This window comes from Aquipluma nitroreducens (assembly GCF_009689585.1).
GTDB lineage: Bacteria > Bacteroidota > Bacteroidia > Bacteroidales > Prolixibacteraceae > Aquipluma > Aquipluma nitroreducens.
The window spans coordinates 2,151,501-2,172,122 of sequence record NZ_AP018694.1 but is presented as its reverse complement, the minus strand read 5'-3'; the positions used below and the strand labels follow the sequence as shown (position 1 = coordinate 2,172,122).

26 protein-coding genes are annotated in these 20,622 nt (G+C 40.1%); 12 read left to right on the top strand and 14 right to left on the bottom strand.

The annotated features are described in order from the left end of the window. Positions 1–4: 4 nt before the first annotated feature. The 12 genes from AQPE_RS09085 to AQPE_RS09030 form a co-directional block, all read right to left on the bottom strand. Positions 5–1,273 (bottom strand): magnesium transporter, encoded by a 1,269-nt coding sequence (locus AQPE_RS09085; RefSeq protein WP_318350748.1) that lies wholly within the window; start codon positions 1,271–1,273, stop codon positions 5–7. A 343-nt stretch (positions 1,274–1,616) separates the two neighbouring features. Continuing rightward, a complete protein-coding gene (locus AQPE_RS09080) occupies positions 1,617–2,954 on the bottom strand; it encodes a TolC family protein (RefSeq protein WP_318350747.1) in 1,338 nt (445 codons plus the stop codon). A 99-nt stretch (positions 2,955–3,053) separates the two neighbouring features. Further along, entirely contained in the window at positions 3,054–4,178 is a 1,125-nt protein-coding gene (locus AQPE_RS09075) for an efflux RND transporter periplasmic adaptor subunit (protein ID WP_318350746.1), read from the bottom strand. A gap of 101 nt (positions 4,179–4,279) precedes the next feature. After that, positions 4,280–5,539, bottom strand: a complete 1,260-nt coding sequence (locus AQPE_RS09070; RefSeq protein ID WP_318350745.1) for an ABC transporter permease — start codon at positions 5,537–5,539, stop codon at positions 4,280–4,282. A 17-nt stretch (positions 5,540–5,556) separates the two neighbouring features. Continuing rightward, entirely contained in the window at positions 5,557–6,807 is a 1,251-nt protein-coding gene (locus AQPE_RS09065; RefSeq protein WP_318350744.1) for an ABC transporter permease, read from the bottom strand. After that, positions 6,800–7,543: an ABC transporter ATP-binding protein gene (locus AQPE_RS09060; RefSeq protein ID WP_318350743.1), complete on the bottom strand. Its 744-nt coding sequence runs from the start codon at positions 7,541–7,543 to the stop codon at positions 6,800–6,802. The genes AQPE_RS09065 and AQPE_RS09060 overlap by 8 nt, the downstream gene beginning before the upstream one ends. A 333-nt stretch (positions 7,544–7,876) precedes the next feature. Continuing rightward, on the bottom strand, positions 7,877–8,581 hold the full coding sequence (locus AQPE_RS09055; protein ID WP_318350742.1) for an urease accessory protein UreH domain-containing protein: 705 nt from the start codon (positions 8,579–8,581) through the stop codon (positions 7,877–7,879). Between the two features lie 9 nt (positions 8,582–8,590). Further along, complete coding sequence (larB, locus tag AQPE_RS09050; RefSeq protein ID WP_318350741.1) at positions 8,591–9,328, bottom strand: nickel pincer cofactor biosynthesis protein LarB; 738 nt, start codon at positions 9,326–9,328, stop codon at positions 8,591–8,593. Between the two features lies 1 nt (position 9,329). Further along, complete coding sequence (gene larC, locus AQPE_RS09045; protein WP_318350740.1) at positions 9,330–10,502, bottom strand: nickel pincer cofactor biosynthesis protein LarC; 1,173 nt, start codon at positions 10,500–10,502, stop codon at positions 9,330–9,332. Continuing rightward, complete coding sequence (larE, locus tag AQPE_RS09040) at positions 10,499–11,344, bottom strand: ATP-dependent sacrificial sulfur transferase LarE (protein WP_318350739.1); 846 nt, start codon at positions 11,342–11,344, stop codon at positions 10,499–10,501. Before larE ends, larC begins: the two co-directional genes overlap by 4 nt. A gap of 53 nt (positions 11,345–11,397) precedes the next feature. After that, a complete protein-coding gene (nikR, locus tag AQPE_RS09035) occupies positions 11,398–11,799 on the bottom strand; it encodes a nickel-responsive transcriptional regulator NikR (protein WP_318350738.1) in 402 nt (133 codons plus the stop codon). 115 nt (positions 11,800–11,914) lie between these two features. Next, a complete protein-coding gene (locus AQPE_RS09030) occupies positions 11,915–12,886 on the bottom strand; it encodes a GlxA family transcriptional regulator (RefSeq protein WP_318350737.1) in 972 nt (323 codons plus the stop codon). 140 nt (positions 12,887–13,026) lie between these two features. Between AQPE_RS09030 and AQPE_RS09025 the strand changes: the two genes are divergently transcribed. The 11 genes from AQPE_RS09025 (at position 13,027) to AQPE_RS08975 (ending at position 19,066) form a co-directional block, all read left to right on the top strand. Further along, positions 13,027–13,956, top strand: coding sequence for a VOC family protein (locus AQPE_RS09025; protein ID WP_318350736.1), 930 nt, complete (start codon positions 13,027–13,029; stop codon positions 13,954–13,956). Positions 13,957–13,981: 25 nt separating this feature from the next. Beyond that, positions 13,982–14,191, top strand: a complete 210-nt coding sequence (locus AQPE_RS09020) for a hypothetical protein (protein WP_318350735.1) — start codon at positions 13,982–13,984, stop codon at positions 14,189–14,191. Between the two features lie 19 nt (positions 14,192–14,210). Continuing rightward, a complete protein-coding gene (locus AQPE_RS09015; RefSeq protein ID WP_318350734.1) occupies positions 14,211–14,786 on the top strand; it encodes a dihydrofolate reductase family protein in 576 nt (191 codons plus the stop codon). Positions 14,787–14,804: 18 nt separating this feature from the next. Next, complete coding sequence (locus AQPE_RS09010; protein WP_318350733.1) at positions 14,805–15,281, top strand: VOC family protein; 477 nt, start codon at positions 14,805–14,807, stop codon at positions 15,279–15,281. Then, a complete protein-coding gene (locus AQPE_RS09005) occupies positions 15,281–15,523 on the top strand; it encodes a DUF4287 domain-containing protein (protein ID WP_318350732.1) in 243 nt (80 codons plus the stop codon). The genes AQPE_RS09010 and AQPE_RS09005 overlap by 1 nt, the downstream gene beginning before the upstream one ends. A gap of 94 nt (positions 15,524–15,617) precedes the next feature. Next, on the top strand, positions 15,618–16,076 hold the full coding sequence (locus tag AQPE_RS09000; RefSeq protein ID WP_318350731.1) for a hypothetical protein: 459 nt from the start codon (positions 15,618–15,620) through the stop codon (positions 16,074–16,076). A gap of 30 nt (positions 16,077–16,106) precedes the next feature. After that, positions 16,107–16,673, top strand: coding sequence for a dihydrofolate reductase family protein (locus tag AQPE_RS08995; protein WP_318350730.1), 567 nt, complete (start codon positions 16,107–16,109; stop codon positions 16,671–16,673). Positions 16,674–16,747: 74 nt separating this feature from the next. After that, positions 16,748–17,170 carry a VOC family protein gene (locus AQPE_RS08990; RefSeq protein WP_318350729.1) on the top strand — a complete coding sequence of 141 codons (423 nt, stop codon included), beginning with the start codon at positions 16,748–16,750 and terminating at the stop codon, positions 17,168–17,170. 125 nt (positions 17,171–17,295) lie between these two features. Next, positions 17,296–18,099: an alpha/beta fold hydrolase gene (locus AQPE_RS08985; RefSeq protein WP_318350728.1), complete on the top strand. Its 804-nt coding sequence runs from the start codon at positions 17,296–17,298 to the stop codon at positions 18,097–18,099. A gap of 63 nt (positions 18,100–18,162) precedes the next feature. Then, positions 18,163–18,624 carry a VOC family protein gene (locus tag AQPE_RS08980; RefSeq protein ID WP_318350727.1) on the top strand — a complete coding sequence of 154 codons (462 nt, stop codon included), beginning with the start codon at positions 18,163–18,165 and terminating at the stop codon, positions 18,622–18,624. A gap of 52 nt (positions 18,625–18,676) precedes the next feature. Beyond that, the gene (locus AQPE_RS08975) at positions 18,677–19,066 is read left to right on the top strand and encodes a VOC family protein (RefSeq protein WP_318350726.1); all 390 of its coding nucleotides are present in this window, start codon (positions 18,677–18,679) and stop codon (positions 19,064–19,066) included. A gap of 79 nt (positions 19,067–19,145) precedes the next feature. Here the strand turns inward: AQPE_RS08975 and AQPE_RS08970 are convergent, their stop codons facing one another. Next, the gene (locus tag AQPE_RS08970) at positions 19,146–19,550 is read right to left on the bottom strand and encodes an OsmC family protein (protein WP_318350725.1); all 405 of its coding nucleotides are present in this window, start codon (positions 19,548–19,550) and stop codon (positions 19,146–19,148) included. Positions 19,551–19,617: 67 nt separating this feature from the next. Continuing rightward, positions 19,618–19,797, bottom strand: a complete 180-nt coding sequence (locus AQPE_RS08965) for a hypothetical protein (RefSeq protein WP_318350724.1) — start codon at positions 19,795–19,797, stop codon at positions 19,618–19,620. Positions 19,798–19,961: 164 nt separating this feature from the next. Between AQPE_RS08965 and AQPE_RS08960 the strand changes: the two genes are divergently transcribed. Further along, positions 19,962–20,570 carry a riboflavin synthase gene (locus tag AQPE_RS08960; protein WP_318350723.1) on the top strand — a complete coding sequence of 203 codons (609 nt, stop codon included), beginning with the start codon at positions 19,962–19,964 and terminating at the stop codon, positions 20,568–20,570. Positions 20,571–20,622 lie beyond the last annotated feature (52 nt).

Sequence of the window (20,622 nt, the reverse complement as noted above, 5' to 3'; positions counted from 1 at the left end):
ATACTTATCTGTTTGTTCGACGTTTGCGGATTAAGTCTTCGATAATATCATCGATAACAACCATTCCTTTTAAAACGTTTTGGTCGTCAACTACCGGAATGGCCAGAAGGTTATATTTTGAAACAATTTCAGCAACTTCATTGATCTTTTGATAGTCAACCAGATGGACGGGTGACGGTCGCATAATTTCACTTATTCTGGTGTCAGGAGCTGAGATTACAACATCGCGGATGGAGAATGTTGCAAGCAGAATTTCATTTTCATCGGTAACAAAGAGGTTATATAAAGTTTCAGATTCGGGTCTCGTTCTACGGAGTTCTTCCAAAACTTCCTCAATGGTCATATTCGGGTTGAATGACATGAATTCATACGACATGATACTTCCAACTGTATGATCGGGGTACACAAGCAATTCCCGAACCTCCTGGGAAGTTTCTTTCTCCATCTCGTTCAACAAAAGCTCGATTTTTTCGTCTTCCAGACTATCAAAGATATCTGCAACCTCGTCGGCAGGCATTTTATCCAGTACGTCAGCCGCTTTTTCGATGGAAAGGCTTTCGATAATATGAACCTGGGTTTCAGGCTCAAGTTCTTCCATTACATCGGCGGCCTGCTCATCATTGAGCGAGGAAAAGACTTCAGCACTTGCCTTTTTGCCTAATTCTTCAATAATGTCGGCTAAATCTGACGGATGCAGTGTCTGTAGTTTTTTATATGTCTTTGAAAGTTTAATGTTCGAATTGGAGAAGTCAATCGCCTCAAAATCCTCCCAGTTGATGAACTTACCTGGAATACTCGACCCAACCAATGATAGACCGGCCTTCAACGGTTTTGCAATTCCAATCCTTCTTAACAACCCTTCAGTACCGATATCCACTGCCACCGCGAAAGTTCCGTTAACAAGTGAAACTAACCGTACATCATTTACGCGTACCAGTTTACGCCCGTTTAAATCAACAATCTGTTTGTCAAGAACTGATTCAACCAGCGATAAGTCATTTGAAATTCTATCTTCAGATAGCTCTGTTGGCTGAGAGGCAATAACTTTAATATCGCCATTAAGTTTTTCAACCTGGAATTGCTGAAAGGAAAAGAAAAACAGTTTATTATTCCTTTTTATCTTGATGCCGGTAACAGAAGGATGTCGTGTCGAAAAGGTTGCTGAATCGGATTCAACCAACAAATCCTTTACAATTCCAATGTATTTACCATTGGAATCGTATGCTTTTATCCCGACAATCCGGCTTAAATAAAACGTGGTGATAGTAGTCATATGCACCTCCTTTTTTGTAACACAACAGGAGGAGCTCAAACAAACGATTGGCTTTCCTGCTATATCAGGTTTATAAATAATATACTCGCAGGCCCTTCGTCCATTTTAAAATTGATATTGGTTTGCGCGGCAAAAGTAAAAAAAAATCTCTCTTGATAGGCGGTTATCAGTTTATTATTGAGGCATAAATTACATTCGGGAGAAACGCTAAAAAATAGGAGTCTTGAATGCTTTTGAATTTGCTTAATGGGTTGAAAAATTCGCATAAAAAAACCCGCCTGAGGGTACAGACGGGTAAAACTATTAGGTATTCTGCTCTGAGTAGAAAGCAGTCATTAATACATTACAATTCAATGGTTTTGCCATTGTAGAAATCCAGAATCTTAGTTCTGAAAATGTATTCGTATTTGGCCTGAAGCAAATCACTTTGAGCTGCAGATAAGTTATTCTTGCTCTGATTGTATTCAACCGAATTAATCATTCCAACGTTAAATTTTTCCTCGGTATAGCGGAAAGCTTCCTTGGAGGAAATCACAGTTTTTTGATTGGCTACATATCTTTTAAAAGCTGCTATCGCATTGGTATAAGCTTGTTCAATATCTTTCCGGAGTAAATTTTTAGTGCTCTGTAATTGCAACTCGGTGTTTTCAACCTGTATTTGCGAATTGCTCACCCCTGTTTTTGCCTGATAACGATTGAAAATTGGGACACTCAGTGTAAATCCAAAACCATATCGCTCATTGCTTTTAATCTGGTCGCTAAATGCAATTTTGTTTCCCGAATAATCGGTGTATTTGTTGTTGTAAAAATTGTAGTAGTTTCCACCAAACGATAGCGAAGGCATCATATTACCTTTTGCAACCAGCAGTTGTGCACGGGCGCTCTCCAATTTAAATTCGGCTCCTTTTACTGCTGGCCTGATTTGTACGGCATTTTTGAAGACATCCATGGTATTCATTAAACTCATATTTGCACCAATCTCGGGTAGCACAGGTTTTTCAACTTTAAAGCTTTCTGTCGAAGGCAGTTCCAACAACTGATACAATGCCAGATAGGCAAGTTGCAAACGGTTTTGGGCATTTACAACGTTTAATTCTTCGCGGGCAAATTGAGCTTCAATTTCGAGTAAACTTCCCTTCGCCAAACTACCGGCTTCAACCAGTTTCCCGGTGCGATCGATCTGTAGCTGTGTTATTTTTTGCAAATCTTCAGCAACAGTCACCAGTTCATCGGCAAAAAGTATTTCGAGGTACGAAGCTGCAATATTCAGCATCATATCGTCTTTGGCTTTTTGCAGATCTTCAAGTGTGGAGCGTAAATCCATGTCGGCCATTTTAACCGAGTTTTTCAGTGTAAACCCGCTCCAAAGCGTAATGTTTGAACTTAAGCTACCAGAAGTAGAGTTCGAATTGATGTCCAGATAGGTATTATCGGCGCCGACTGTTCGTCCAAAGTTTGTATTATTTTGGAAGTTGGCATTCAGGTTTGGCAAACGGTTATTCTTTGCCTGTCCAAGCTGATTCGTGTAATATTCTGAATTCAGTACCTGTTGTTTGATCTGAATGTTGTTTTTGAGGGCATAATCAATACATTTCTGTAACGACCACGATTCCTGTGCCTGTGCGCTTGTTGTTACAACCAGCAGAATAGCGGCGGCAATAAGGCTGTATATTCGTTTCATTCGTATATTTTTAAAATTTATTTTACTGAAAATAGCTGAAAGTATTTAGCTGCAAGTATCAGGATCAAAGATAACTTATAGCTTATAACTCATAACTGTTTATGCTTTTTTCTTTTCTTCTTCTTTCACCTTCTTCGGATCAACTTTTTCGCCTTTTACCTTATCTGCTTTGGTCAGCCCTTCTGTAATTTCGATGTTGATGCCATCAGAAATGCCGGTTTTAACCATCCGTTTTTCAAAGGTCTGTGGAATGGCTGTTTCAACTTCAACAAACGATGAATCTTTTTCGAATTTCAATAATCCTTCAGGAATAACCAGTACGCTGTCTTTTTTCTCCAAAACAATATTGGCATTTGCACTGTAACCTGCACGGATAAACTGATTTTCTTTCAGTACCACATTAGCTTTGATCTCGAACTGAATGGCTCCATTTTCTTCTTTTCCTTTCGGTGCAATATATTCCAGGATTGCTCCAAATTTATCTTTTTCGATGGCGCCAATTTCAAGTTCAATGTTCATTCCTTCTTTGATTTTACCAACTTCGGTTTCGTCTACCTTGCCTTTAAAAATCATGTCCTGCATGTCGGCAACCGTACAAATGGCTGTTCCGTTATTAAACGTGTTCGATTGAATAACCGAGTTTCCTTCTTTAATTGGTACATCAAGCACCATTCCGTTTACAGTTGAACGAACAAGTGTATTAGTAGCTGTTGATGCCTTTTTTGTTACACCGTTTTTAATTAAATCCAGATTATTTTCTGCTGCGGATAATTCTTCTTTGGATGAATCATAAGTTACCTTAGCTTTTTTGTATTCTTCGAATGAAATTACTTTCTGATCGTACAATTTTTGCTGGCGGTCGAAATCAACTTTAGCATCATCGGCGCTTAGTTTTGCCCGGTTTAAGCGGTTCTCCGCATTGTTCAGGTTTACCATGTCGGGAATAATCTTGATTTTAGCTATCACCTGATCTTTTTTTACAAAGTCGCCGGCAACAACGTACAATTCATCAATAATTCCTGAAACCTGCGGTACAATTTCGATTTCTTTACGTGGAACGACTGATCCGGTAGCAACTGTTTTCCGAATTACGTTGGATACGAATGGATTTTTTGTTTCGTATACATCAGGCACTTTTTTCGATTTGGTATAAAGGAAGTAAATGGTACCTCCAAAAATTCCGACCAGGATTACAATTCCCAGGATTTTAAAAATTTTTCTCATGATTTAGTTTTTTTATATGTTTCTGTTTCTGATTATTATTTATTAGCGTCATTAGTCATCGGGGAAAGGTCATTTCCATTTTTTATTGACAAATGACTTTTTTATTCGTCTCTGATTGCATCGATTGGTTTGATACTGACCGCTCTTTTGGCCGGGATGAGGCCTGCAATAATTCCGGCTACGACAAGTACCGCCAGTGCCGATAGCGCCATGGTGAGGTTGATTTCCGGATTGCGGAAGAACAATTTATCACCACCTCTCAGTAATATCTGATTCAAAATTTCGAGTACTCCAACCCCGAGCGATAGTCCGATATATCCGGCCATTACTGTAAGGAACACGCTTTCGGCAACGATGTGTTTGATAACGGTTGCAGGCGTTGCCCCTATGGCTCGTTGAATACCGATTTCCTGTGTCCGTTCTTTAATGATAACCAACATGATGTTGCTAACTCCGATAACTCCGGCCAGAAGGGTTCCGATTCCAACAATCCAGGTCAGACCCTGAATACCAAGAAACAGCGCATTAAACTTGACGAATTCTTTCTCGATGTTGAACGATCCGATGGCCTGTTGATCATCAGGTGCAATTTTGTGTCGATCTTTGAGTAAGGTTTTTAATTTTTCTTCCAGATCACTAACTTTTGTTCCTGGTTTTGAAGTTACCGAGAAGAAATATACCCTGTTGCCATAATTATAGGCCTTCCGCATGGTTGAGAACGGAATAATTATGGTTTCTTCTTTCTTGCCTCCTCCAATATTGATACGTGTTTCAGCATGAATGACTCCTACAACCTGAAAGTAGACTCCGCTAATTTTCAGGTATTGTCCTATCGGATTTTCATCTTTCCCAAACATCACTTCAACAACCCGTTCACCAATGTTGCAAACTTTTCGTTCCTGAAGCATATCTATATCGTTAATTAAACGTCCCTTGGCAGGAGTCCAGCGGTCGATTTTAAAATAGTCGGGATAATCGCCATATACGTTAAATGCCCCGGCCCGTTCACCACGAATGGTATTGTTGCCAGCTTGCTGATTTCCAAACAAACGTGGTGATAAGTATTCTACCTCTTTAACGTTGTCGCGGATGTAATCAATGTCGCTTGTTTCGTAGTTCCAGCGGCGTCCGCGTTGAAATCCTTCGTAAGGGACACTGGTTCGTTCGGTCCAGAAGAATGCCGAATTGGTTGCAAAGGCCCTGACTCCATCCAGTACGCCGTTTTCCAAAGCTTTTCCTGCGCCCGACATTACAATCAGCATGAAAATTCCCCAGAAAACACCAAAGGCAGTCATAAAGCTTCGCATCCGGTTTTTCTTCAGAGCGCTAATTATCTCACTCCATAAATCTAAATCAAACATGATATTGCCTCCTCTTATTATTCGTCGCGCAAGGCAACAATCGGTTTAATACTGGCAGCTCTTTTAGCTGGAATATATCCGGCGATTGCACCGGCAACAATCAGAAGCAAAGTCGAATAAATTGCGATGTTAATGTCAACCGTTGGATTCATGAATATGGTTTCGCTTTGTTCAGTTGCTGGTCCGGCGGATTGCATCATGAAATAGTTGATCATCTCCATGAGTCCCGTTCCCAATACCAAACCAATATAACCGGCTATGGTAGTTATCATGATTGATTCAAGCAAAATCAGACCAATTACTGATGACGGACTTGCCCCAATTGCTTTTCGGATTCCAATTTCTTTGGTACGTTCTTTTACCACGATAAGCATGATGTTGCTAACACCGACGATTCCGGCAATTAAAGTTCCGATACCAATTATCCAGATAAAGATTTTAATGGCCTGGAATATTTTCATGGTCTGGATATAGTTTTCCAACTTATTGTATAGGCCTATTGCACCTTCATCTTTTGGATCAAATTTATGTTGCTTGCCCAATGCATTCCGGATTTGCTCTTCGATGGCCTGGCTTTCTTCAAGAGTAGTAGCGTTTATTGTAAGTGCCAGGTTGTGAAGCTTATTTGATCCGCTAAAAATCATTTGAGCAGTGGAAAGTGGCATGTAAGCATTGCGGTTCTGGGTCGATCCGGGTTCCGAGCAAATGCCGACTACCTTAAAAGGCACCATATTTACATTCACATACTCACCTAACGCAACCGAATCCTTAAAAAGAGCTGTCTTAATGTCTGCTCCTATGACAACAACTTTTCTTTTTTGGATAATGTCAAGGTCATTTATGAACCGCCCTTCATTCAGAATAAGGTTTTCAACGTCCTTTAATGCTGGTTGGCAGGTAATGGTGGTATATTCGCCCGATTCCTTTAAATATGAATAGCGGGTATTTCCCATAAAATAGCGACCTGATGATACTCCAACTCCGGGAACTTTTTGCACAATTTCCTGATCATCGTTATGAAACTGGATGGAACGTCCACTTTTCATTCCTTCATAAGGTATAGTGGTTTCGCCACGCCAGATCCACATGGCATTTACTGCATCGTTCATGAAATTGTTGGCAACCCCGTTGCTTAAACCGTTTCCGGAGCCCAGCAAAATCATCAGCATGAAAATTCCCCAGGCTACTGAAAAGCCGGTGAGGAAAGTCCGCATCTTATTTTTTTTGATGGTGGCAAAAATTTCCTGCCATTTGTCGATATCAAACATAGCTTGGGATTTGAGCGGCTTCTAGCCCATGTGTATATTCTTTCTTGAACTGTTTCAGCTCGCCATTACGGATGATTTCGTGAATCAACCCATCCTTAAGCCGGATAATCTGGTTGGTCATTGCGGCAATGTCGTGTTCATGCGTAACAATGATTACGGTGATGCCGTCGTCGTTTACTTTTTTCAGGATATCCATCACTTCGTATGAAGTTGCTGAATCCAATGCTCCGGTTGGTTCGTCGGCCAAAATAATCTTGGGTTGAGAAATGAGTGCCCGGGCAATGGCCACGCGTTGTTTCTGACCTCCTGACATTTCGTTTGGCATGTGGGTTGCCCAATCTTTCAATCCCAGTTTTTCGAGGTATTCGAGCGCAATCTGGTTGCGTTTTTTACGCGGTACACCTTTGTAGTAAAGGGGCAGGGCCACATTTTCCATGGCGTTTTTAAACGAAATGAGGTTAAACGACTGGAATATAAAACCGACAAGGTCGTTTCGGTATTGAGCCGCTTTTTTTTCACTCATGTTTTGGATCAGGTTGCCCGATAAATGATAAGTTCCGCTGTCGTAATTATCAAGCATACCTAAAATGTTCAGAAGAGTTGATTTTCCGGAACCGGATGAACCCATGATGGAAACAAAGTCACCCTGTTCGATTTGAAGGTCTATGCCTTTCAGAACATGAAGACTGTTGCTTCCCATTACATAGGATTTGTTAATGTTGTTTAATCTAATCATGGCTTTGTTTTCTGTTAGTTTTCTAATGTCAAAATTCAGAATTACTGTTGGCTTTGTGCTACTTTTTTCGATGAATGGCCGATTTTTTCCTGTAAATCGATTAAATCATCAGTTTTATTCCATTTAATATGGCTTTTCAATGCATTGGTAATGGCATGATTTGCCAATCGGCATTCTGTTTCTGTTCTTTGTTTACAATGTAATAAGACGGCTAGCCAGGCGATTCGTTACAAGAACTATCATTTTTTGATAAAAAAAATCCGTCCCATCGTGATCCTCTGGTAATGATGAACGGATTTAAGTGTTTAAATAAGTGATAGTTAATTGTGTTATTTACCAACCAAAGAAATGCATACCTAAGCCAGCAATCAAAATAACAAGGCCCGCAATCAGGTGCATGTATTTTTCTTTGGATTTAAATTTCAGGAAGGATGAACCAAGATGTCCGAGATAAACAATGAACATCATGGTGGCTATTGTGGTAATTCCGAAGAAAAGGGCAACTGAAGCAATTCCGGTAGAGCTGCTTTGTACTGCCGGAATGAATAACATCGGGATTAAAACTTCGCAGGGGCCAAAAACAAAAATGATAAACAAAACCCAGGGAGTCAATTTGGTTTCATCAACTTTTTCTTCCAATCCGTGGCTAACCTGATGCTTAATTTCACGAAGATTTTTGGGGATCAAAAAATTTGGCAGATGATGATGGCCTCCATTTTTCAGAAACTTATAAAAGCCATAAATCGAATAGCCCAGGCCAAAGGCAATCAGAAGTAATGCAACAATGTCACCTCTGAATTCCTCTACAAAAGTTAGTTTATTTAAACTGATTCCTAATGCAATTCCCACAAGTCCGATTACTACAGAACCGCCCACGTGCCCAACTCCTGAAATAAAAGTGATCCACATGGTTTTGGGTACGCTCCAATTTCTGGCTTTGCTCAACACAATAAAAGGCAAATAATGATCGGGACCCAAAGCTGTGTGGATAAATCCAAGTGAAGCAGCGGTAAGGGAAAGTAAGATCAGTTCGTTCATTTTTGAAATCTATAATTTGTTGATTAGGGAGGCCTGACAGGCGGCACCGAAACCATTGTCGATATTAACAACTGAAACGCCGCTGGCACAACTGTTCAGCATCGATAGCAGCGCCGATAATCCTTGGAAGTTTGCGCCGTATCCAATGCTTGTTGGTACACCAATAACCGGTTTATCAACCAAACCACCAACCACACTGGCCAAAGCGCCTTCCATACCGGCAACAACAATAATAACACGTGCATTCCTGATCAAGTCAAGTTTGTTGAAAAGCCGGTGAATTCCTGCAACTCCAACATCGTAGACTGTAACCACTTCATTATTCAGGAAACGGGCTGTTTCAACCGCCTCCTCGGCAACCGGAAGGTCGGAGGTTCCGGCAGAAACAACCGCGATATATCCTTTCCCTGAAATTTCTTCTTTATGTTTGTAAACAATCGTTCTTGCCAACTGATTATAAACTGCATCAGGCACAACCATTTTGACCGCCTCGTAAATCTCCGGAGTGGCGCGGGTTGCCAGTATATCAATACCTTTGTTGAACATACGTTCGGCGATTAACCGGACTTGTTCGGTAGTTTTTCCTGACGCATAAATCACTTCAGGCAATCCGGTACGATGCTTGCGGTCGGTATCAATGGTCGCAAAACCCATTTCCTCAATACCCTGTTTGGTGAAATGCGATAGCGCTTCAACCAAATCCATTTCGCCGTCCTTGTATTTTTCGAGGATGTCCTGAATATTCATATTATCGGCTTTTCGAAATGATTATCTCCACCTCATTCAGGCTGAGGCCATGCTCAGTTGCCAGTTTCTTCAGATCCTCAAATTCAGGTTTGAACCGAATTTCTTTTCCCTGAAAATAGCTGCATTTTACCCGTACTTTTCCCAACTCTGTTTCAATTTCTTTTTCCTGACGTTCAAGAACCGTTTTGGTAACCTGATATTCCCTGAGCCCAATAGTGGTGCTGTTGTTGAAGATGATAGCTTTCATTTCAGGAGCAATATTTTTGCTGCATAAAACTGAAAGCATGTTTGCCGGTCGCGATTTTTTCATGATAATCGGTGTTAAAAATACATCGCTGGCACCGGCTTCAAAGAGTTTCCCGAAAAGATGATCGTACCATTCCGGATTCATATCGTCAATGTTACATTCGAGCATACAAGCTTCTTTCTGACTTGTATTATCCGCATTGTCGCTGGTTTCCGAAAGGTAAACCCGCAGCACATTGGGAACTTCCGAAACGTCGCGTTGCCCAATCCCATAAGCCGTTTTTTGTATTGGGAAATTGATCTGGCCGGTGAATTCATCAACAATAGAAACCAGAATAGCTGCACCTGTTGGCGTAGTCGCTTCATGTTGAACCAAACCGGTTTTAACGGGCACATTCTGAACAATCAGCGCAGTAGCCGGAGCAGGAACTGGCATAATACCATGCGCACATTTCACCATTCCACCACCCAACTGAATGGGAGCCGACATCACTTTATCCACTTTCAGGTAATCGAGACAAATGGCAGCGCCAACAATGTCGGCAATGGAATCCAAAGCCCCTACTTCATGAAAATGAACCCGCTGCTTATCGATGTTGTGAACTTTCCCCTCGGCAACGGCAATGAGATCGAAGATTTTTAACGATAGAATTTTGACTTCCGGCGAAAGGCTACTTTGATTAATCAGTTCTTCCACATGCCTCAAATGGCGGTGTTTTTCATTTTCCGGATTTTCTACAACCACAGTTGCTTTTGTTCCTGAAATCCCCCGACGGATGTCTTTTTGAATTTCGAGGTGAAAACCTTCAATATTTAATTTCTGAAGTTCGGCAATCAAAAAGTCCGGATCAACTCCTAAATCAATCATAGCGCCAAGATTCATGTCTCCGCTAATCCCGGCAAAACAATCGTAATACAATATCTTCATATCTTGTTATTTTTCGATTCTGATTTGTTTAATACCCTGTTCATTTTTCCTGAAACCAAACCTTCTTCATCAATTTCAACTCGGGCAAATCCAAGTTTTTTGATGTCATTGTATACTTGGTCCTTGATTGCCAGAAGTTTTTCCAGATCTTCTTGCTGAACTTCAATTCGGCCAAAGGTTCCAAAGTGACGAACCCGGACATCTTCAAAACCATAGCTATTCAAAACATCTTCAGCAGCTTCAATTTGTCTGAGTTTTTCGAGCGTTACAGCCTGATTATACGGAATGCGCGAACTCAGGCAGGGGCTGGCAGGCTTGTTCCAATTGGGTAAATTGAAATGGCGTGCGATTTCGCGAATTTCTTCTTTGGAAACTTTGCAATCGACAAGTGGAGAAGTTACCAGATTTTTTTTTGCAGCATCAATTCCTGGCCGGTAGTCGCCCAAATCGTCGTAATTGGTGCCGCTTAAAACCTCAAATCCCGGATATTCTTTTTCTATTTTCTGAAGGTCGTGAAACAAGTGATCTTTGCAAAAAAAACAGCGGTTGATTGGGTTTTCGTTGTAGTTCGAGTCGCTCAGTTCATCGGTTTTAATCACACGAAGCTGAATGTCAAATTCTTTGCAAAACGATTGGGCCAGGTTGAAATCTTTAATCTTCAGGCTTTCTGAATTGGAAATTACGCCAATCGCATTTTCTGGGCCCTGAAATTTCCGGGCCAGATAAAGGACTAAAGTAGAATCGATTCCACCAGAAAAAGCAACAATGGAGCCTTTTCGCTGTCGGAACCAGTTTTCAAGCAACTGGAGTTTTTCGTTTAGCGCTGGATTTAGTTCGTTCATATTATTTACTTGTTACTTTTATTCTAATTCGTGTTACTGTTCAGGTAAAAAAATTATTCGGTTTTACTCATGATTAGTTTACCATGCTGAATGCCTTTAATCCCGATAAGCTTGTCAGAAAGTTCAGTTAGTCGGCGAGAGGCGCCTTTCACTGCAATAATTTCCATGCAATTTTGTTCGCTCAGATTAAATTGCTGAACACCAATTACTACATCGCGATACTGTAACTGAAGTTCTGCTGATCGGGTGCGGATTTCAGGCTTCAGGCTGCCGTAAACCATCACCACTGCACCTGCAACCAAATTGTCGCATTTCCATTTTTGCTCTACCATGTTTTTTTCAATCAGGTAGCGTATTGCCTGCGATCGGTTCGAAAAATTATTTTCGGTTACATACTGGTCTAATGCGGTAAGCAGCTCTTCTTCCAACGAAACGCCAAAGCGAGAAACAGTCATGTGTTACTTTTTTACTGATTCGTGTTATTTTGAATCGAAGATAAGGGAATGAATGAATAATACAAAGGGAAAAATGATTTCACGGAATTCTTCAACACAAATTTGCTTTGTTCTTCTATCGAACATTGAATTTTTCCCGGTATTCCATCGGACTCATGCCAACCAGCTTATTAAAAACCTTCCGGAACGATTTTGGGTCGGAATAACCAGTCCGGTCAATAATTTCGTTGATGTTCTGATTGGTTTGTTCCAATTGTTTCTTGGCCGACTCGATGCGCACATTTTGCAAATATTCAATAGGAGGAATTCCGGTTGCCAGCTTAAATCTGCGGGCAAAATTTCTTCTGCTCGAAGGAATGTCTTTCATAATATCCTCCAGCGATCCAATCTCATGAAACCGGGTTTCCAAATTCTCCTGAACTTTTTTCACCAGTTCGTCTTTGTGATTTCGGCTGGGCACAAAAGTTCCAAAATAGCTCTGGCTATACCGATCCAAATCAATGGCAAAAATTTTGGCTATGCGGATTACCATTTCATTTCCGCAGTATTTTTGAACCAACCTCAGCAAAAGGTGAAAGGTTGACGTTGATCCGCCACTGGTATAAAAACGACCATCAACTGTAACTACCTGGTCGGGTTTTAAAATTACGGAAGGAAAAGCAGCTGAAAATCGGGAACAGGCATCAACGTGAGTGGTTGCTAACTTTCCGTTGAGCAAACCTGAAGCGCCAAACAAAAACGTTCCGGTGCAGAAACTGGCAATTATTGCGCCTTTTTGATATTGACTTTGCAACCAGGGAATATACATTTGATTCTTCGATAGCGTTTCGGTTAAGTTATTTGATGTAAACGAGGGAATCAAAACTATATCAGCAATCAGATCTGATTGTGTGGAGGATACCGGATAACCGTATACCATTGAACCCTCTTTTTCAATTTGGTCAGGCGTACGAAGAATATTTATCACGAATGGTTTTTCCTGATTCCCCTCAGTGTAAATTCGGTTAACAGTTTCAAAAACATCGAGTATTGCAGCTATGCTTAATAGCTTATAATCATAAGGTAATACCAATCCTAAGTTTGTCATTGTTTTGTTCTTTTTACAAATTTAAGACAATTTTGTCTTAAATACCCCGAAATTTGACTTTTTTGTTACTGATCTTATAACCACAATGTTCGAACTTTGTGGATGTAGATAATGTTCTAATCAAATAAACAATTGCAATCATGGAAACACAAACTAAAACTGAATCAGATAGAATGAAAAAGGGAATGAAAATTCAAAAGATCACTCCTTTTTTATGGTTCGACAGACAGGCCGAAGAAGCTGTTAATTTTTACATCACTGCTTTCAGAAATTCTGAAATAAAAACAACCACTCGATATAGTAGTGATGGCGCCAGAGCTTCAGGGATGCCTGAAAATTCGGTTATGACCATGGCTTTCCAGATTGAAGGGAAGGATTTTGTTGCTATAAACGGAGGTCCCGTCTTTCAAATCAATCCAACCATTTCCTTTTTTGTGAATTGCGAAAGCGTTCTGGAGATAGACCGACTGTGGAAAAAATTATCGGTGGACGGAATGGTAATGATGGAACTTGACAACTATCCGTTTGCCGAAAAATACGGTTGGATTCAGGATAAATTTGGTGTTTCGTGGCAATTAATTTTACCTGAACGCGAACAAAAAATTATTCCCTGTTTTATGTTTACGGGCGATCAGCACAAAAAAGCAGAAGAAGCAATCCATTTCTACACCTCCATTTTCAAGGATTCCGAAATTATCCAATTGGAGCGATACGGAAAGGAAGTAGGTCCTGAAGGCGCTGTCGTTCACTGCAAATTCACCCTCAACGGACAGGAATTCATTGCCATGGACAGCCACGAAAATATGGGCATGAATTTTAATCCAGCCATCTCGATGGTGGTGAATTGTGAAACTCAGGAAGAAATTGATTATTACTGGGAAAAACTATCCGAAGGAGGTTTCGAAGGTGCACAGCAATGTGGCTGGCTTCAGGATAAATTTGGAGTCTCCTGGCAAATTGTACCGAATGTTCTGGGTGAGTTACTGAGCAAAGGTGGCAATGTGATGCAGACCATGCTTCAAATGAAAAAACTTGACATTAAAATGTTACAGGATGCTGTGAATCAATAGTAAATACAACTTAAAAGAATCAGAAATGGTCGAGGTATTTAAAACAAATGTTGAACAGCCAGAGCATTCAGAAATGCTTATTGATCAAATTATGAATCAGATTCCAAATAGTCAGATCAATTTTGATTTGGAAGACTGCGATAAAATTTTGAGGATTGAAGCTGAAAGTGTTTCGAACCATATAATTATTGAAATACTCTATCAAAATGGTTATCATGCCGAAGTTCTGATTTAAACCAGTTAAAAATAAGGAAATGAGAAAAGTAGTTTCATTTATGCACATTTCGCTCGATGGCTTTGTAACTAATGCTAAGGGAGAGATGAGTTGGATAAACATTGATCAGGAAATGTTTGACTTAGCAAAAGAAAGAACATTGGCTGCCGACATTGCACTTTATGGGCGGGTTACATACGAATTGATGGAAGACTACTGGCCGACAGCAGCCGATCAACCCAATGCAACAAAGCACGACATCGAACATTCTGCGTGGTACAATAGTGTTTCAAAAATTGTTCCATCAAGAACAGTGAAAGGCCCTGCTCCAAAAAACACCAGGATTATTAGCGAAAATCTGACTGATGAAATCAGGAAACTGAAGAAGGAGGATGGAAAAGAAATCATCATGTTTGGCAGTCCTTCAATTGTTCATGAATTGACGGCTGAAAACCTCATTGATGACTATTGGCTGTTTGTAAATCCGATACTGCTAGGAGGAGGAAATTCCCTTTTCAAACCATTTAACCAGAGCATATACTTAAAACTCATTTCGAGTCGGACATTCCTTTCAGGAGTAGTTTGCCTGCATTATGAGACAAAAACTAACTTATAACTTCAAAACAATTCAATCATGAAAACAAAAGTTAAAGCAATTCCGGAAGGATGGAACTCAATAACTGCCTATATTTCAGTAAAGGGAGCATCTGATGCCATCGAATTTTACAAAAGTGCCTTTGGCGCTAAAGAAACAGGGCTGCTCACCATGCCGGATGGAAGCATTGGACATGCGGAACTGGAAATAGGCGACTCAAAAATCATGCTTGCCGAAGAAAATGAACAGTGGGGAAACTTAAGTCCGCAAACAATCGGTGGATCTCCGGTAAGCCTTTGCATCTATGTGGAAGACGTTGATGCCGTATTTGCCAAAGCGCTTGAGGCCGGAGCAACAGTTACCGGTGAAATGGTGGTGAAAGACCAATTTTATGGAGACCGAACAGGCGGTATTACCGATCCGTTTGGTCATAAGTGGTCAATTATGACACACATCGAGGATGTTTCTTTCGAGGAAATGCAAAAGCGCATGAATGCAATGTTTCAAACCAATTAATGGGAAAAACTATGTCATTTCAGGCTTATTTAAATACAATCAAATCGAAGACGGGCAAGGACCCTGAAGATTTCAGGAAAATGGCAGAAGAGAAAGGGTTTAGTGAAAACGGACAATTGAACCCCGGAATAAAAGCTGGTGAAATTGTTGATTGGCTAAAGAATGAGTTTGGTTTGGGGCATGGCCACGCTATGGCGATTTATGCACTTTTGAAAGGTATGAAAAACGAAGACAGTGTATAACAGGCTGTTATAGTCTACGTTAAACCACTGCCAAAAGTGACTGGAAACAGCAACCCGAAAGAGTAAAGTAAACAAATATTGAAATTATTCACAGATGAAAAAGTTACAATTCAAAGTAAGCATCAATGCACCTGTGCCCAAAATATATGATTTTATGCTTGGCATCAACAGTAAATCAACTTATGAGCAATGGACTTCTTTGTTTAACCCGACATCGAGCTATGAAGGAAGTTGGGACAAGGGAAGCAAAATTCTGTTTATTGGAGTTGATGAGAATGGAGAAAGGGGAGGTATGGTTTCCAGGATAGCTGAAAACATTCCCAACCGATTTGTTTCGATTCAACATTATGGCCTTTTAAACGCTGACAAGGAAATTACAGAAGGACCAGAAGTGGAAAAATGGGCAAACGGATTTGAAAACTATACCTTCGAAGAAAACAATGGGACTGCAACCGTTACCGTTGACTTAGACATCACTGAAGATTTTTTAGCTTATATGAACCAGACCTACCCAAAAGCACTCGATAAGTTGAAAGAAATATGTGAAAAGTAAAGTCCTCCGAAAGTTAAACTTTGACAATTTATGAGAAAGCTAATTGCAGCAATCAATATGACACTTGATGGGTTTTGCGATCATACGGCAGGTCTGCCCGATGAAGAAATACATCAACATTATACGGAACTACTGCGTCAGGCAGACTTGATCCTATACGGCAGGACAACGTATCAACTCATGGAATTTTGGCGAACCCTGCTAGAAAATCCTTCAGAAGAAAAATCAATGAATGACTTTGCTGTTGCAATAGACAAAATTCCAAAAATTGTCTTCTCGCACACGCTGAAAGATATAGAATGGAACAGCGCTAAATTGTCAAATAAATCTCTTGAAGAAAAGGTTTTAGAGCTTAAGCGGCAACCAGGCGGTGATATCTTAGTTGGCAGTCGGAGTTTAATTATACAACTAATGAAACTTAATTTGATCGATGAATACCAACTTTGTGTTCATCCTGTAGTTGCAGGAAGCGGTTTGTCCTTATTTGAAAATATAAACGACAGGACTATTCTTAAACTCTTAAAGACTAAAACCTTTAGTGGTGGCGCAGTAACGCTTTTCTATGAACCGACAAACGAAAAAACAACGGATCGCTAACATTGTGTTTCATTGTATTGCACCCTGCGCCCAGGCATTTGGAATAAGAAAAATAACTTTAAAAGATTACAATTATGGCAACAATTAATCCACACATTAACTTCAACGGAAATGCCGAGGAAGCATTCAATTTTTACAAATCAGTATTTGGCGGAGAGATCGCAACGATTGTTCGTTTAAAAGACTTGTCCAGTCCTGAATTTCCGGTAGCAGAAAACGATGCAAATAAGATAATGCACATTGCGTTGCCTATTGGCAAAAACAGTTTAATGGGAAATGATGTTCCGGAAAGTATGGGCCGTGTAAATGAAAATGAAAACAGATCTAAAATAGTTATTAGTGCTGAAAGTCGTGAAGAAGCCGACAAGTTATTTCGCGGACTTTCAGCTGGAGGAAGTATTGAAGTACCTATTGGCGATAGTCCCTGGGGGTCATATTTTGGGATGTTTAGAGACAAATTCGGTATCGAATGGATGGTCGATTTTTCTAACGGATAAAAGTAACTGACGAAAACAACGAATGCCTGACATCTTCGACAAAAATGAAACGGATATTAACATTATTTGCTTTAATAATTTTGATTCTTGCCTCTTGTAAAGAGAGCGGGAAAACTAAAGATACTGTGGATACCAGAGTCGACGGCGTGGCTTTCAAAAGTGGTTATTCTGAAGTGAATGGACTGAAAATGTACTACGAGTTATACGGAGAAGGAAAACCTCTTGTGTTAATTCATGGTGGCGGTTCTACTATTCAGACAACATTTGGAAGGGTAATCCCGATGCTTGCAAAACATAGACAACTTATTGCAGTTGAATTGCAAGCCCACGGTCGGACAAGTGATAGAGTTGGCGAAGTTTCATTTGAGCAGGATGCCGATGATGTTGCAGCACTTTTAAGAAATCTCAACATTCTCAAAGCTGATATTTTTGGTTTTAGCAATGGCGGCACTACGGCTTTGCAAATCGCCATTCGCCATCCGGAATTGGTTGATAAACTAGTTGCAGCTTCCGCGCTCTGTAAACGGAATGGAGTTCCTTCTCAATTTTGGGATTTTATGAAACAGGCGCGGCTTGAAAATATGCCGGAGCAGTTAAAAGAAGGGTACAAAAAAGTTGCATTGGATACCAATGGGCTGCAGGTTATGCACGACAAGGATGCAAAAAGAATGGTTGATTTTAAAGATATTCCGGATGAAAAGATAAAATCAATTAAAGCCTCGACACTAATTATCATTGGCGATAAAGATGTGATTACTCCGGAACATGCTATTGAAATGCATCGCCTGATTGCCAACTCAGAATTGGCAATAATCCCCGGCGGGCACGGCGAATATATTGGAGAGGTCACTACTCTAAAACCCAATTATCAAGAAATCGACTTCATTGCTATTCCAATGATTGAAAGTTTTCTTGACAAAAAGGAATGATAAAGACAACGAAACGCAAAATGATTATAGCAATGAATTATTAACCCATTAAAAATTAAAACAATGGCAAAGATTAGCACATACCTGAATTTTTCCCGAAACACCGAGGAAGTTTTCAACTTCTATAAATCGGTTTTCGGTGGCGACTTTATTGATGGAAAAATCAACCGGTTTGGAGAAGTACCTCCCATGGAAGGCATGCCTCCACTTCCGGAAGAAGACAAAAATCTGGTTATGCATGTGGCGCTTCCCATTCTCGGAGATCATTTATTGATGGGGTCGGATGCTCCGGAATCAATGGGATTTACGGTGAATAAAGGGAATAATGTTTACATTTCCATTCATACTGATTCGCGTTCTCAGGCCGATGATTTGTTTGCCAAACTCGCCGAAGGAGGTGTGGTAGAAATGCCAATGGCCGATATGTTCTGGGGCGATTATTATGGATCGTTTACCGACCAGTTTGGCATCAAGTGGATGATCAATTATTCCACCAGAGTTTTGACTCCGGATAAGACTCATTGAAAAAATTATTACGGACAGACAAAAATGTAATGTATTAGTTCATCAAAGCAATATGAATACTAAAGACGACGCAACACATTTTGCTCCTGAATTGCATATTCCTAACGAGACATTTAACATTGATTTTTACACTAAATTCGGTGCAACAGAACATTTTTGTCTTAGGAACGATGACGGGAGCATTCATGTTGCTGAATTAGAAATCAACGGTGCAATTTTTCATGTGCACGAAACCATGCGTGACGCTCTTGAACCAATAAGCGCCAAAGGAGTGACTTCAGTTATAGGTTTGTTTGTTCCTGATGTGGACGACTTAATGCATAAAGCGATTCGGGCAGGTGCAACTGAAATTAATCCTGCAACTGACCACGATTATGGTTACCGTCAGGGAATGTTCAAAGACCCTTTTGGACACTATTGGCAAATCCAGAAAAAAATCTAATTGGACATACACAAAACATTGCCGGTAACTGCAAAATACCCGCAAATCGGGGTTTGGCGTTTCGTTGAAAGGAGACTATTTACCAATTGAATTTGATAGTCTGTTTTAAGGTTTGATGAACACTCAAAGGAACTGGACTGATACCAGCAACACTTTCAATCAGGTGTTTTTCATTGTCAGTGTATCCTTTCTTCGGAAAGTTGAATTCCAGAATGACTTCAGACACCCGACGGGGTGCATCGGCCATAATTTTTGTAATTTCGATTTCGGTTCCTTTAAGGTCAATTCCATTGTCCATTGCTTTGATGCCCATGATAGTCATGATGCAATTGCCCAAAGCTGTTGCCAGCAAATCAGTAGGAGAGAAAGCCTCGCCTTTGCCCCGATTGTCGGTTGGAGCATCAGTGATTATTTTGCTAACCGATTGCAAATGAATGTTTTCGGTGCGTAAATCGCCTAAATAAGTTGTTTTTACTGTTGTCATCGTTTCAAATTTTGGCTAAGGTAAAATGTTTGTATTTTAACAACTGTTGGCAGCAGAAGTTTATGAATTAGCTTTTAGTGATTATCAATTTTGAAATGCCTAAAATCGTTCCCAGAATAAATCCACCCAAAAGTAAATAATTTCCATATGGGTAATGCTGAAGCCTGAAAAAAGCGCCTGGCAAAACAGAAATTGCTGTAGCAGCATAAAGAATATTGATTATTTGATCAATTCTCGTATCATTCATTTTGTTCAGATATTGTTCTTGAATATTCTGATAAGTTTATGAAAAATAAGTCAAAATTTCTTTTCCAAATTCATATTTGTGAAATTCAGCATCACTCCACCAAATCAATTTGCAACTCCATCCGAAACTTGTAACTTCGCAACGAAATTTTAAATTAAGCGACCATGTTTTCAGGAATAGTAGAAAAAGCCGGCAAAGTAATTACCATTCAGAAAGATCAGGAAAATTATCATTTTACACTCACCTGCTCTTTTGTTGATGAGCTGAAAATCGACCAGAGTTTGTCTCATAACGGTGTTTGTTTAACAGTTGTTAAAATCGATCGTGATGCTAAAACCTATACGGTTACTGCAATTAAAGAAACTCTGCTGAAGACCAATCTGGGAAAACTAGTTCCAGGAAGCAAGGTAAACCTGGAGCGGAGCATGATGATGAATGGCCGTTTGGACGGGCACATTGTTCAGGGACATGTTGATCAGACTGCCACTTGTACCAAGGTTGAAGAAGCTGACGGAAGCTGGTATTTCACTTTCGAATATCCGTTCGACAAGGAAATGGCGCAAAAAGGTTATATGACTGTTGAAAAAGGTTCGGTTACAGTGAACGGCGTAAGTTTAACCGTGGTGAACTCAAAAGACAATTCATTTCAGGTAGCTATTATTCCTTACACCTACAACGAAACTAATTTTCACACGTTCGAAGTTGGAACTGCTGTAAATCTCGAATTCGATATTATTGGCAAATATTTGAGCAAACTGATGACCTACAAATAGTGATCAGTGATCAGTCGCAGTTGACAGACACACAAAAAAAAAACGGACTCTT